This is a genomic window from Spirillospora sp. NPDC049652, from assembly GCF_040675125.1.
Classification (GTDB): Bacteria; Actinomycetota; Actinomycetes; order Streptosporangiales; family Streptosporangiaceae; genus Spirillospora.
Genome location: NZ_JBFAOF010000088.1, coordinates 1 through 14,328, shown reverse-complemented (window position 1 = coordinate 14,328; position 14,328 = coordinate 1). Strand labels below are relative to the sequence as shown.

Here is a 14,328-nt window from a genome sequence, read left to right as displayed (position 1 = left end):
GGCGACCGCTTCGGCGGCGAGCCGCAGCTGCACCGGCGCCAGCGCCGACGGGACGTCCCGGTCGGAGACCGTCTGGAAGAACACCCGCCACGCTTCGGGACGCCAGGGACCGTCGGGCAGCACGCCCGCGTCCCGCAGCGCGGCGACCGGGACCACCGCCGCGCGCGCACCGGGCGGGCCGAAGACGTGCTCCAGGTCGATCTTGATGTCGGTGGGCAGCGGCCGGGCGTTGGAGGTCGGCAGCCCGGCGGTGCGGCCGCGCTGGGTCGTGCTGTCCAGGCCGTAGGAGCCGATCGGCACGGTGCTCTCGCGGCGGAAGACCAGCCGGTAGGTGCGGATGGGCACCGCCGGGCCGTCCTGGCGGGACGCCTCGCTCCACTCGACGTAGACCTGCCGCGGCTCCATCACCCGCGGGGTCGTGGCGCCGCCCGGGGGCAGGTCGGACGGGGCGATGCTGTAGGAGACGGTGAGGTCGCCGTCCACCGGCACCGCCGGCGGCGTGGTCGGGTAGCGCGTCGCGACCAGGGTCAGCGGGCGCCCGGCGTGGCCGGCGAAGTCGACCGGGGTGATGGTGTAGACGTAGCCGCGTCCCTCGCGCGGGAGCGCGGCTCGGTCGGCGGCGGTGTCGGGGAAGTGGTCGACGACCTGGAAGCGCGGCTGGAGGAGCGACAGGGTGTCGGTCGGCGTGGTCCCGGCCCCCGCGGCGACGTCGGTCGTATGGCGGTGCAGCACCTTGACCGGTTTGACCGTGGTGGTGCGGTCGGCCTCGTCCCCGTCCAGGGCGCGTCGGCGCACCAGGTAGTGGGCCAGGTGGTGGTCGGGGTCGTTCTGGGCCCGGCTGACCCCCGGCGTCGCCGTGCGCTGCCAGCTCAGCTCCCAGGAGAGCGCGATGGTGCTCGCGTCGCTGTACTGGCGCACCTGCTGGAACTCGGGCGGGAACAGGTCGAACTGGGCCTGGGCGACGTTGAAGGTCCGCACGTCCTGGCCGGTGGCGCCGGGTGCGGTGGCGTCGGGCCGCTCGCGCTGGCTGATGGACGGCTGTGCGTCCAGGCCGGTGCCCACCTGGTCGAGCCAGGCGGGACGGCGGTTGTTCGCGGACCGCACGGCGAACACCAGGCCCATCTGGAACGCCAGCGAACGCGCGGTCAGCGCGGCGCGCCGGGCCGGGTCGGCCTCGGCGTGGAAAGCGCGCAGGTCGGCGATGATGTCGTGGATGATCACGCCGCGCAGCTGGTGGGCCTGCTGGGCGGCCTGGACCGCGCCGACCGTGCCGGGGTCGGCGCCGTCCTGGGCGGTGCCGTCGGCGGCGTAGACCGTGGTGTGCGGGTCGAAGGCGGCCTCCAGCAGCTGCTCGTAGAGCTCCTGGGGGTCGCGCTTGAGGTAGGGCGAGCCGCCGAACTGCTCGTAGGCTCCGCGCACGGCCGCCTCGAAGGAGCTGTCGGAGGGGTTCTGCACGCGGGGGTCGCTGACCGGCGGACGGTAGCCGGGCAGCGCGCCGGGGTCGCCGACCGGGTGCGCGACCGCGGTGTCCCCCGCGCCGGTGTAGGTCTGCTTGAAGGCGTTGCCGAGGTGCTGCGCCAGGCTGAGCCCGTCCTGGAGGGGCGCGGGGTCGCCCGCCTGGCCGGTGGTCGGGTTCACCACGCGGCGCTCGGCCGAGCCGCCGGTGTACAGCCGTGCGGCCCAGTTCACCGCCCAGGTGATCGGGTTGCCGGCCGTGACCGCAGCGGTCACGTCGACGAACTGCGGCGTCGGCAGCGGTTCGAAGTGCCGCAGGGTGTAGTTCTCGCCGGCGGCGGGCTTCGGAACGTGCAGGGAGAAGTCCTTGCCGACGGTGGTGCCGTCGGCGGGCGGTGGCGGCAGGAAACCCGGTTCGGGCTCGGCGACCGGGAAGCCCTCCTCGTCCAGGACCAGCCGTCCCTGCGCGTCCCGGTGCAGCCGCTCGGCCTGCGGCAGCAGCACGAAGTAGGTCTGCTGGTCGGTGTCCCAGCTCGGCGCGTCGCGCAGCACGAACAGGACGTATCCGGGCACGTGGAACACGTCGGGAGCCGGTGCGGCCGTCCGCTCGCCGATCACGGCCGCCAGGGCGCGCGGCGGCAGGGCGGCACGGCGCGCGCCCAGGGCGGACGCGAACCGCGGCGCGGCGTCCATCGCGCCGCCGGTGCCCGGCACCGGCTCGACCTCGGTGGCCTCCAGCCCCAGCGACAGGAACTGCTTGGTCCGGTCCAGGGCCGCCTGGACGTTGTCCTCCTCGAAGGCGATCTTGACGTTGGCCTGCAGGCTGTGCCCGCAGCAGGAGACGCCGACGGTGCCGCTGCCGCGCACGCCGGGGATGCTGAGGCCCTTCACGCCGATCTCCAGCCCGGCGCTGAAGCTGATCTCCAGGCTGAAGCTGAACGAGAGCCGGATCGTGGTGAACACCAGCGGGATCTTGATCCAGAACTCGATCGCGAAGGAGACCTGCACCTCCAGCCCGATCGCCCCGTAGACGGCCGAGTCGTTCAACGGGTCGCGGAAGTCGACCACGCCGATGTAGCGGGCCCCGAACGCCACCCGCGCGGTGGCGCTGATCCGCATGCCGACCAGCCCGAGGTCCACCCCGGCGCTGAGGTCGAGCCGGCCGCGCGCCAGGAAGCTGGTGCCGAGCACCATCTCGGTGGTGGAGACGCGGAAGATGAACCCGCCCTCGACCTCCACGGCCAGCGGACCGAGCGTGGTGTGCCAGCGCAGCATGTTCGGCCAGCCCAGCTCGTAGTGGAACAGGCCGGGCTCGATCAGCAGGGTCGCCGAGAAGCGGCTGTTGCCGATCGCGTCCCGGACGAAGTCGGGCAGCGGCGGGTGGACACCCGGCTTGCCGCCCTCGGGCTTGGAGACGTGGGCGAGGAACCGCTTCTGCCGCGGGGACAGCAGGACGAAGCCGCTGAGGATGGGGTTCTCGCGCGCGCCGTCCTTGTCGGTGACGTAGTCGGCGTAGTTGGTGTTGAACCAGCCGCGCACCGCCATGAAGAAGGTCAGGTCGCTGCGGAACGCGATGATCGCGTCGACGAGGAAGACGCAGGCCAGGTCGGCCTCGGCGAACGCGTCGTAGCGCAGCGGCGAGACCGAGGCGGACGTCTGCGAGATCATGGCGCGCAGCACGATCGTCCAGCGCGGGTCCTCGCCGGCGTCCTCCAGGTCCACCGCCCACCGGTCGCGCTTGGACAGGTCCCCCTGCGTGCGGGAGAGGCCTTCGAGGGTCTTCAGCAGCTTCCGGACGTCGTTCTCGGCGTCGGCGGCCTTGATGGCGGCGATGGTGAACCGGTAGCCGAACCCCATCCCGATCTCGCGCAGGTAGATCTGGATGACCGGGATCATGAAGCTGACCTGGCGGATCTCCAGGTAGAGGAACCAGGCGCGCAGCCACGGCGAGCCCGCCCCGCGGCGCACCCGCAGGAACCCGAAGCTGGCCGCGATGGTCGGCAGCCCCTGGATCTGCACCACGCCCTCGCCGACCAGCCCGGTCTGGTCGGGCTCGTCCACGAAGTCGACCACGCCGTTCAGCCGGAAGGCCGCGCCGATGGCCAGGTTCACCGGCAGCCGGCTGAAGTGGATGCGCGGCACGAACTCGCCCGGCAGCGGCAGGCCGATGAACAGCTCGTGGTAGTCCGGCCGCGAGTCGGGGGTGTCGCCCGGCCCCTGCGCGAACGTGAGCTGGCCGGTCACCTGCATGGCGCCGTCCCCGTCGAAGAACTCGCACTGCGGGACGAAGCCGATCGCGCGCAGCTCCATCTCGAAGCAGCCGAGGAAGCTGAACGTGACGGGCTTGGGCAGCTCGACCAGGAACTTCACATGCTTGGCGATCACCTTGGCGTCGCCGGTGAGCGGGCACTGGACCAGGTCGATCCGGACCTTGCCGAGCAGCGCCAGCGGCCCGTCGGCGTCGTCGCCGGGAGCCGGGACGAACCGGGCGGAGCCGGTGATGGTGAAGTAGAGGTGGAAGGCGCCGTCGTCGACGAACCGCAGGCCGAGCGCGTCCACCGAGAACTGGAAGCGCGTGCCCTTGCAGTCCAGCAGCTTGACGCCGCGCAGGTTCGCCGCGCCCTGCACCAGGGTCAGGTTGCCGCCGTCGCGCTGGGCGAACTGCAGGGCGATGTCGGCGGTGGCGTCGCCGACCAGGTCCGGTGGCAGCGGGCCCGAGCCGGCGAGGGTGAAGTCGGCGATGCGGTTCTCGCGGATCGAGAAGCCGCTGTCGGTGAAGCGGAACCGCGTGCGCAGCCCGTTCAGCCGCGCCGGGCGGTCGGTGACGGTGGCGGTGAGGTTGACGCCCTTGGGCGTCAGGGCGAACTCCCGGACGCTGAAGGTGATCGGCTCCTCGCTCGCGCGGGTGAAGTCCAGCTCCAGCACCGCCCCGTCGGGCTGCTGGAGCTGGTAGTGGTAGTCCTTGGTGGCCAGGGTGAAGTAGTGGAAGGTCTTGTCGCCGAGGTCCTTGCCCCTGAACCGCCAGCGCATCCCGAACAGGTCGGGGAACTCCCGTTCGGGCTGCGTCGAGCGCAGCGCGATCCCCTGGTCGTGGTCGACCTTGAGCGCGAAGGTGCCGAGGTCGAACGTGAGCCGGCACAGCAGGTCGAAGCTGATGCTGAGGACCCGCACCCGCACGCCGATGTCGAAGCCCACCTCGCCCTGCGGGAGCGTGATCGGCAGCCCGGTGAGCGGCGTGGTGGTGTAGAGCTGCAGGAACTGCGAGTCGCCGCCCTGGCCCTGCTTGAGGAAGGGCAGCGTGAACCCGCCGCCGGCGTCGAGGTTGACGCTCAGCCGCGCCGTCCAACCCGTTCCGAGGTCGGCCGCGTCGAACACCACGGGCTTGCACAGCGAGGCGGGATCGTTGAGGTCGAGGGGCGGGACCGGCGTGGTGAGCTGGCGGAAGAAACCGGGCAGCGTGGGCGCGCCGAGCGTGACGTCGAGCAGCACCAGGCTGCGCGGGCCGTCCGCCGGTGTGAGGGTGACGGCGAACAGCGGCTTGTCGGGCGGCTGGGGCGGTTCGTCGTTGTGCAGCTCGCGGTCGCCGTCGCGGCCCCAGGCGAAGGTGCTGCCCGCCGTCACCGGGTCGGCGCCGGTCAGGGTGACGACGAAGGCGGCGCGGCCGAGGCCCGCGCCCTGGCGCATCAGCAGCAGCGAGAAGCGGCTGGACGCCGGGACGTTCACGCTGAGCCCGGGGAGCGCGAACGTGGCGCCGGGGGAGGCCGCCTGCCAGTCCAGGCGGGCCTCTTCGAGGCCGTCCGCGCCGATGATCAGGCGCAGGGTGACGTCCTGCTCGCCCGCCGGGCTGCGGTCGCCCAGGTTGGGGACGAACTGGCCGAGCAGCCTGCTGAGGGCGCCCTCCTTCCACTGCAGCACCAGGCACGCCTTGCCGTTCGCCTGATGGAAGCCGACCGTGGCGTTGTCGATCACCACTCCGGTGCCGGCGATCTGCACGGGGTAGGGGAGCGCGGCGGTGAACGGCGCGTCGGACTGGATGCCGTCCCTGCTGGCGGTCCCGCTCAGTTTCGGCACCGTGAACTCGACGAACGGGCGTCCGGGGTCGGGCTCGTAACGGGCGTCACCGCCTCCGGTCACCTTGCGCATGGGGCGCAGCAGCGTCGGGCCGAACCGCAGCGCCACGGGCGCGTCGGTCACGCGCAGCACCGTCTGCGGGAAGAAGTCGAGCGCCAGGCCCAGCCCCTGGGGGTCGGCGGAGCCGCTGGTGTCGCGCTGCAGCACCACGCTCACCGCGTCGAACCCGGGCAGCCCCAGGACGAGATCCTGCTCCAGGAGCAGGCGGCTCACCAGGTTGACCTTGTCCGGCTGGACCGTCGTCTGCGGCGGCTCGATCCAGATGTGGGAGAGGACGGCGGGATCGGGCGGCTGGGGCAGGAAGGGGGGCCACTTGTCGCCCAGGTAGTCCTTCAGGGTGATGAAGATGGTCATACCGAGCACGCTCCCCACGCCGTCTGCGAGTCGACGTCCGCGAACAGGTCGTACCTCTCCTGCTCCTGGTCGTTGAGCTTCGTCACCAGCAGGGGCAGCTCCACGGAGGCGACGCTCGACGGCAGGAGGACGCCGCTGCCCCCGGTGCCCCAGGAGATGTTCCAGACGTTGAGCGCCTTGTCGATGTCGGCGATCTTCTGCTGGTCCGCCGCGGCGAGGCGGAAGGCGTCACTCCAGAGCCGCACCCGGTACTGCTTCACCACCGGGTCGTCCCCGCCGATGAGGGCCACCGAGTGCTCGATGTCGGTGTAGAGGCTGCGCCGGGCGAAGTTGGCCGAGCCGATGAGCGCCCAGACGTCGTCGACGATGGTGGACTTGGTGTGGACCACCACGTCCCGGGAGAACATCGCCACCTGGGTGCGCTGCGCGGTGGTCAGCCCCTTCAGCAGCCCCTGGGTCAGCGCGACCATCCCGTACGGCGGATAGACCGGATCGGTCGGGTCGGCGACGCCGGCGACCAGTATTACCTTGAGGGCGGGCTTGGTCTGGACGGCGGCCCGCAGCGCCTTCATCAGGTCGAGCGACCAGAAGGCCTGGTCCTCGATGTAGATGTAGTTGTCGGCGGCCTTGATCGCCTTGAACCACGCGGTGCTGATCTCGAACACGCCGGCCGGTGCGAAGGAGATCTTGTCGTTCTCCGGCAGCCGGTTGGTGCTCGTGTAGTTGAACTGGGGCAGGGTGCGCAGCGACTGGACGCGGTGGTTGCCCGGCGACGTGGTCGGCAGGGTGCGCGCGGCCAGGGCGGGGGAGCCGGGGGTGTGGCTGCCGAGACTGGTGGCTCCGAGGCGGAAGGGCCGCACCTTCCTGCCCCTGACCTCGTTCCACATGTCGCGGAAGAAGTCGTGCATCGCCTGCACCGCCGGGCCCTCGACCTTCGCCTGCACGTCGTGCCACTGCCGGGCCGGGTGCGGCTGGGAGCCGTGGCGGTCGCCCACGAGGTCGATCCCGCCCGTGTAGCCGACGGCGCCGGCGCCGCTTCCGGCGACCACCAGCTTGGTGTGCGCGGCGCCCGCGGTGTGGGTCAGGATGTTCACCCACGTCTTGTCGGCGAGGGTGGGTTCGGCTCGCAGGTCCTTGATGGCGGCCAGGGTGGCGATGTTGATGTCGCGGATCCAGCCCAGCCCGTGCTGCACCGCCTTGGTCTGGACGAAGTCGTCGGCCATGATGGCGAACGAGACCCAGCCCAGGATCCGGACGTCGACCCCGGCCCTCGCCTTGGCCTTGAGCAGGTCGGCCATGGTGGCCGGTGCCGCCGGCCCGTCCAGGGAGAAGGGTTTCTCCAGCTCGACCGTCGGCAGGGGGGTGCCCGACGAGCCGGGCGCGGGAAGGACCGGGCCGCCCATCAGGTGGAGGTCCCAGCCGGCGATGTAGATGAACTGGCCGGCGTTCTCGGCCGGTGTCCCCACGCCCAGGGTGGCGAGCTGCGCCTTGAGGTCGTTGAAGTAGGTGGTGCCGTCGATCAGCGGCGTGACCTTGCATCCCGCGAAGGTGGCGGGGAGCGGCCGCGAAGGGGGGACGGTGTCTTCGGGCTGGACGAAGTACTTCTTCATCAGCGCGTCGATATCAACCACCAGAAAGCCTCCCCAAGCCGTTTACACGGCTTCCCGCACGAATCGGCATTCTGGCAGCAGAAGACGGCGACCGGCCATTGGCCACGAACGACAGTCAAGCGCAGGAATAACGAAGATGAAGTCAATGGTGTGCCAACTTTCGCACAAGAGCCTCACCTCGGACAACGACCCGGCCTAATCCGGACGGCGACCATTTCCTGCCGCGCGGCCACGCCAGGGTGACCGTCGAGCCGCTTGTTTCCCGGAACCCGTCGCCGCCGTCCCGTTGATGACCGTTTACCGCTTAATAATCCGATTTGTTAACTTTCGCCTGGACGGCGATCTCGGGGAAGCCCAGGCGTACGGCGGCGACCCTGCGGCTTCGGGTGCGGGGTGCGTGCGAACGCGGTCCGGACCACCGGGCAAGTAGGGGCATGCCCCTCTACAAGATGTCGGCCGCGACGGTGGGGACCGGCGAGGCCCAGCAGTCCTGGGCGGCCGACCACGCCGTCCGCTCTCGCACCAGGCCGGCACACCGCCGTCCCGGACGACTTCGCCCAGGACGACCTGTACGGATACCGGCGGTGTCGATGCGCTGCCTTGAGACCTCGCACGCCCTCCCGGAAGGGAGCTTCGCGTGTTCGTGAGCGGGGGGCTCGGTCCGGCGCGAAGCGCATCGGAGACGAACTCTCCGGGTTCTTCGCCGCGAGGGCCCGGAAATTCGGCCAAGCAGCGGCTCGGGGCGCTGCTCTCACCGGACATGCGGTTGAGGGTCTCGAACTCGCTGTTCCTGCACCGTCACCGTCGCCTGAGTGACGGATACGAGCTGCTTCCGGTGAACGGCCGCCTGCGGGTGGCCGGGGTGCGAGACGACCTGTCTCCGTTGCAGGCGTGGCGGGAGACGCTGGAGTTCGTCTGCTCGGCGCTGACAGCGGCGTCGGTGCCGTTCTTCTGCCTGCGGCCCGTGGACTTCCGGGCCTCGGGCGTCGCCGTGCCGATGGTCCACCGGAAGCAGGCCGTGGAGGCGCTGGCCGCGGCTGCCGAGCGGGTGCACGCGCAGATCGGTCCCGTGAACGACCCGGACGGCGGCCGGGCCGCCGGCGGGCGGGAGGCGTGGGATCGGCTGGGCACGCGTAAGGCGTTCCGCGTCTCGCGGAACTTCTGTTCGTCCGACGGGCAGATGGTCCTCGGGCCTGAGCACGGTTGCGTGGTGGAGTTCTGGGAGTCGCAGGACGGGCGGCTGGTGGCGCCGCGCTCCAACCGCATCACCGACGTGCTGTCCTCCGAAGGTGAGATCACCTATGTCGCCGCGCCCGTCCTGACCCCGATGGCGAACAAGGACGACACCGAGGCGCGCTACCCCACCCGGACCGATTTCCTCCTGGCGGTGGTGGACGAGGTCACCTTCCCCATCGACGTGGTCTACACGTGGGTGGACGGCGGCGACCCGGCGTGGCGGGCCCGGCGCGACGCGGCCTACGAGCGGGTCACCGGCGAGACGCTGCACGAGCAGGCGGCCAATGAGTCCCGGTACACCAGCCGCGACGAGCTGCGCTACTCGCTGCGCAGCCTCGCCCTGTTCGCGCCGTGGGTGCGGCACATCCACATCGTCACCGACGCGCAGGTGCCGTCCTGGCTGAACACCGACCATCCGAAGATCACGGTGGTGGACCACAGGGAGATCTTCGGCAACCGCGGTCTGCTGCCGACGTTCAACTCCCACGCGATCGAGTCGCAGCTGCACCACATCCGGGGGCTGGCGGAGCACTTCCTGTACTTCAACGACGACGTGTTCCTCGGGCGTCCGCTGGTTCCGACCTCGTTCTTCCACCCGAACGGGACCGGCAAGTTCTTCCCGTCCAGCAAACGGGTGGACCTGCGGGACCCGTCGGCGGCCGACCTGCCGGCGACGGCGGCGGGCAAGAACACCCGGCGGCTGATCGAGCGGACCTTCGGCGGGGTGCCGCTGGCGCGGATCAAGCACACCCCGCACGCGCTGCGGCGCAGCGTGCTGTCGGAGATCGAGCACCAGTTCGCCGAGGAGAGCGCCGCGACCGCCGCCCACCAGTTCCGGCACCCGGACGACGTGGCGATCCCGTCGTCGCTGTACCACTACTACAGCTTCTTCACCGGCCGCGCGGTCGAGGCCGACATGGCGTACCGGTACATCAACCTGGCCTCCCCGAACGCCGCCGAGCGTTTGGACGTGGCGTTGGAGCAGCGGCCGTACGAGGCTTTCTGCGTCAACGACACCGAGTTCGACGCGGAGGCGGCGGAGCGGCAGCACGAGCTGGTCGAGCGGTTCCTGCGGGCGTACTTCCCGGTCCCGAGCCCGTACGAAGTCGGATCGGGCGAATGAGGCCGCTCCTTCCGACGCGGGCGCAGGCCGTGGTCGGCGTCGTCCTGCCGCTCCTGCTGGGCGCGGTGGTGGTCCGGGAGCTGACCGCTCGCCACACGACCAGCACGACGCGGGTCGCAGGGCCGTCCTCGGTCGCGTTCATGCAGGTCGTCGCGCATCCGGACGACGACCTGTACTTCATCAGCCCTGACCTGCTCCAGTCGGTGCGGTCAGGTGCGCCGGTGACCACGGTCTACGTCACCGCAGGGGAGGGCAACGGGCAGAACATCGCCCCAGGGGGTTCCAAGGTCCCCACCGACTATCCGGGCTACATCGCCGCGCGGCAGGCCGGGCTGCGGCGCGCCTACGCCCAGATGGCGACCGGGGACCCGAACGCGGTGTGGACGCGTGGCGTGCTGCCCACCGCGGAAGGGCCGGTCGAGTCCGACACCCTGGCCACGCGGCCGAACGTGCGGTTGGTTTTCCTCAACACCGGTAACTGGCGCGGCTCCGACGGCGAGATGCGGCGGCTGTTGGGGTTGTGGGAAGGCGGGGTCGGGCGGTTGCGGACCCGTCCGGCGCTCGGCAGCCCGGTGGGCGAGCCGACGTCCTACACGCGGGCCGAACTGATCGCGCAGTTGGACGAGCTGATGCGACGGTTCCATCCGTCGGTGATCCGGACTCTCGATCCGGACCCGGAGCGTGGCACCGACCAGAAGGGTTTCGAGCACCGCATCGACCATCCCGACCACACCGCCACGGCGCTGATGACGCGAGAGGCCGCGCGCCGCTACCAGAGGCAGGCGTCCGGGCCGGTGGTGACGGAGTACTACCGGGGCTACTACAACCGGCACTGGCCCGCCAACCTCGGCCCGGACGCGTTCCAGGAGAAGATGTCGTTCATCCGTACCTACGGATGGGCCGACAAGGGCGCTTTCCCCTGCCGCGAACCCGGCGGATGCGGAGACCTGCGAACCGGGGACTCCGGCGACCGCAACGGCTGGCCGCAGAGCACCCACCCCCGCTACACCGGCTCCACCCCTTGGATGCAGCCGCAGGGCGACGGACGACTGGTGGCGTTCGCGGTGGTCAGCGACCGGGTGATGCGCTGGGAGCAGGACCGGGCGGGCGGCGGCTGGCGTCCGGGCGTGGCGATGCCGGATCCCGGTTTCGTCTCCGACCTGGACGTCGCGCGCCTGCCGGACGGCCGTCTGGCGGTGTTCGGGCTGCGCGTGCTGCGGACCGCCGCGCTGACCCGGCCCCGCTACCGGATCATGTACGCGCGGCAGGACCGTCCCAACGGGCCGTTCGGCAACTGGCGCGATCTGGGCAATCCCGCCGGATCCACCGTGGTGCGCGAGCACGACGCGGGCGCTCCGGTGACGGCCGTGGACGGCGCGGGCCGGATCGCGGTGTTCAGCCGCAACTCCGGTCAGGGCGTCAGCGTCCGGTACCAGAACGCCGATCAGACCTTCGGACCGTGGATCGACCTCGGCGGCGAGCGCGTCCAGGACGGGTTGACCGCCGGAACCGACGCGTCGGGACGTATCGAGGTGTTCGGCGCGGCGATCCCGGCCTGGGCCGAATGGCGGTGGAACAGGCCGCCGGGCACACCGGGCCTGTGGCACTGGCGTCAGCCCGCCCCCGGCCGGCCGCTCGAAGGGCCCGGCGCGTGGACGCCGACGAAGGCGGGTGTGACCGGGCCGCTGAGCATGGTTCGCGACGGGCGGGGACGGTTGAGCCTGGTGGCGCGGCAGGTCGGCGGTCCCGGCACATGGGTGTTCCGGCAGCGGACTCCGGCCGGAGCGTGGCCTGACCGGCCCGAGAGCCTGCCGGGCCCGGGCGGGGTCGGTCCGGTCGGTGCGGTGGAGCCGTCTGGAACGGCGGGGGGTGGTCCGCTGCTGGTCGGACGGGACGCGTCCGGGGGCGTGGGCGTCTCGGCCGGCGGAGCCCGCTGGCAGGGCGCCCCCGGACTGTTCATGCACGCCCCGGCCACCGTGCTGGACGGGCGAGGCGGAGCCGTGACGGCCGTACTGGATCCGTCGGGGCGGCTCAGAGTGACCCGGCCCTACGCCCCGTCCGGTTCCGGAGCCGATACCGCCCGATGGCAGTGGCAGACCGTGGGCGTACGAGCGCCCGGTGACAGATGAGAGCGGGGGACGACAGACGATGAACGCGTCGCGGTACTGGCGCATGGCGCGCGACGATCCGGGCTGGTTCGCCCAGCGCCTGCGCGAGGAGGCCGAGGTCCGTACGGCGGTCGCGCAGCGGCGTATCCGCCGCGAGACCGACGAAGCGGTCCGGGTGGCCGTCGCGCGCAGCGGCCTGGCCAAGGTGGTCACCTCCGGGCCGTCGGCCGAGGTCTCCTACTTCGCGGTGCTGGACGGCCGGACCCTCAACCTGCACGCCCGGCTCCCCGAAGCGGTGGACGGCCCGGCCGAGCTGGTGTTCGCCCGCGCCGGTCGGCGTCTTCGCGCGCCCGCCGACCCGGTGGTCGCCGGGGAGCTGACCGCGACCGTGCCGCTGGGCGAGGCCACCGGTGGCGTGCGGCTGACGCGCGGCGGCTGGCGGATCGGGCTCCAGGTGCGCACCGCCACCGGTGAACGCGCCTTCACCCTGCTCGGCGGCGCGCGCGTCCTCGGCGCCTGGAACGGCCCGACCGCGCTGACGCCGCCGTGCCCGCTGTCCGGGATGCGGTTCGTCCCTGAGACCTCGGCGACCGGGATGAGCCTGCTGCGGGTCACCGACCCCGAGCCGTCCGCCGAGATCGTCGCTCTGGACCTCACCTTCGCCCGGATCACCGTGGACTTCACACTGGTCGGAGTATCGGCCGCTTCGGAGGCCGCGGTACGTTTCCAGGCGCGCGGCAAGGCGGGTGGCTCCGCGCCCGCGCACACCGTCGCCGCCACGCCGGTCGAACGTCCCGGCGCCCGCGGCCCGGTCTTCCGCGTCACCGTGCCGCTGCGCCAGATGGCCTCCGGCGGCGGCAGCCGGGAGCGGCTGTGGCACCTGTTCGCGGAACCGCCCGGTGAGCGTCCGCTGCGGCTCGGCCGCCGCCTGCACGACGTGCGCGACCCGCGCCGCGCGCTGCGCGTGGCGCAGCGGATGCTCGCCGTCTCGCCCGGCGCGCTGCTGCGCGTCCGCCCCTACTACACCGGCTCCGGTGATCTGGTTCTGGCCTGCGCGCCCGTCCCGGCCGGCGCCCCCGCCGCTTCCCCGGAGGTCTCCTCGTGAAGATCACGTTCATGCTCACCTGGGCCGACGCCATGGGCGGCACCGAGCGCGCCGTCTACACCCAGGCCGAGTTCCTGGCCGCCCGGCACGAGGTGGAGGTCATCAGCGTCTTCCGGACCAGCGCCGAGCGGTTCTTCGACACCGGTCTCCCCGTCCGCTACCTGGTGGACGAGACCGGGCCGGTGCCGCGCCCGGTCCGCGCCGGCGGTATGAGCGACGAGGTCTGCCGCGCCCTGGCCGCCGCGCCGTCCCGGCTGATCGAGCCGCGCTGGGAGAGGGCGTTCCACCGGCTGTCGGACATGGAGATCGAGCACGCCCTGCGCGAGCTGGACACCGACGTGCTGGTGTCCACCTCACCCGCGCTGATGGCGGTGACCACCACGCTGCCGCCCGCGCGGGTGCTGACCGTCCACCAGGAGCACCGGCCGTCGCAGATCCGCGGCGGCACCGGCGAGCCGCTGTTCCGGTACGCGCCGCGCCTGGACGCCCTGGTGGTGCTGACCGAACGCACCCGCGAGTGGTTCGCCGAGTCCCTGACCGACTGCGCGCCCCTGCTCGAGGTGATCGTCAACCCCGTCCCCGCCGGGTTCCGGCCGCGTTCGTCGCTGTCGGCCAAGACGGTCACCATGGCGCGGCGGCTGGTGCCCGACAAGCAGGTCGACCACGCGATCCGCGCGTTCGCCCAGGTCGTCGAGACCCACCCGGACTGGGAGCTGCGGATCTTCGGCGACGGTCCGCGGGCGTCCGCGCTGCGCCGTCTGGTCAACGCGCTCGGGCTGCACGACAACGTGCGGCTCCTCGGCCCGACCGGGCACATGGCCGAGGAGTGGGCCAAGTCCTCGGTCTGCCTGCTCACCTCCCGCGACGGCGAGGCGTTCCCGCTGGTGCTGGTCGAGGCGTTCGCCGCCGGGGTCCCGGCGGTGAGCTACGACTGCCAGACCGGCCCCGCCGAGATCATCACCGACGGCGTCAACGGGTTCCTGGTCGCCCAGGACGACATCGACGGCCTGGCCGCCGCGCTGCTCAAGCTGATCGGCGACCCGCAGATGCTGAGGGACTTCGGCGCGGCCGCGCTGCGCCAGGCCGCCGAGTACGACATCGACCTGGTCATGGGCCGATGGGACGCCCTGTACGAGCGGCTGCTGGCCGGCCGCGACGCCCCCGCCCGGCAGGCCGCCAAGATCGACCGGCTCGCCGCCTGGGGCG

Annotated in this window: 6 protein-coding genes; 4 read left to right on the top strand and 2 right to left on the bottom strand. The window is 71.9% G+C overall.

The features are described from left to right. Positions 1 to 5,940 (bottom strand): hypothetical protein (locus tag AB0J52_RS09130; RefSeq protein ID WP_500181046.1); only part of this gene is annotated, 5,940 nt, incomplete at its 3' end. Next, positions 5,937 to 7,571, bottom strand: a complete 1,635-nt coding sequence (locus tag AB0J52_RS09125) for a phospholipase D family protein (protein WP_500181045.1) — start codon at positions 7,569 to 7,571, stop codon at positions 5,937 to 5,939. The genes AB0J52_RS09125 and AB0J52_RS09130, both read right to left, overlap by 4 nt. A 739-nt stretch (positions 7,572 to 8,310) precedes the next feature. Between AB0J52_RS09125 and AB0J52_RS09120 the strand changes: the two genes are divergently transcribed. The 4 genes from AB0J52_RS09120 to AB0J52_RS09105 all read left to right on the top strand — a co-directional run. Next, entirely contained in the window at positions 8,311 to 9,909 is a 1,599-nt protein-coding gene (locus tag AB0J52_RS09120) for a stealth family protein (protein WP_500181044.1), read from the top strand. Then, the gene (locus AB0J52_RS09115; protein ID WP_500181043.1) at positions 9,906 to 12,038 is read left to right on the top strand and encodes a PIG-L family deacetylase; all 2,133 of its coding nucleotides are present in this window, start codon (positions 9,906 to 9,908) and stop codon (positions 12,036 to 12,038) included. Before AB0J52_RS09120 ends, AB0J52_RS09115 begins: the two co-directional genes overlap by 4 nt. Before the next feature lie 19 nt (positions 12,039 to 12,057). Continuing rightward, positions 12,058 to 13,122, top strand: coding sequence for a hypothetical protein (locus tag AB0J52_RS09110; RefSeq protein WP_500181042.1), 1,065 nt, complete (start codon positions 12,058 to 12,060; stop codon positions 13,120 to 13,122). Further along, positions 13,119 to 14,328, top strand: a 1,210-nt coding sequence (locus AB0J52_RS09105) for a glycosyltransferase family 4 protein (protein ID WP_500181041.1), incomplete at its 3' end; no start/stop codon positions are given. The genes AB0J52_RS09110 and AB0J52_RS09105, both read left to right, overlap by 4 nt.

Excerpts from the sequence above, each read along its gene's own strand:
- AB0J52_RS09120 (WP_500181044.1), top strand. The coding sequence starts at position 8,311 with ATGCGGTTGAGGGTCTCGAACTCGCTGTTCCTGCACCGTCACCGTCGC.
- AB0J52_RS09115 (WP_500181043.1), top strand. The coding sequence starts at position 9,906 with ATGAGGCCGCTCCTTCCGACGCGGGCGCAGGCCGTGGTCGGCGTCGTC.
- AB0J52_RS09110 (WP_500181042.1), top strand. The coding sequence starts at position 12,058 with ATGAACGCGTCGCGGTACTGGCGCATGGCGCGCGACGATCCGGGCTGG.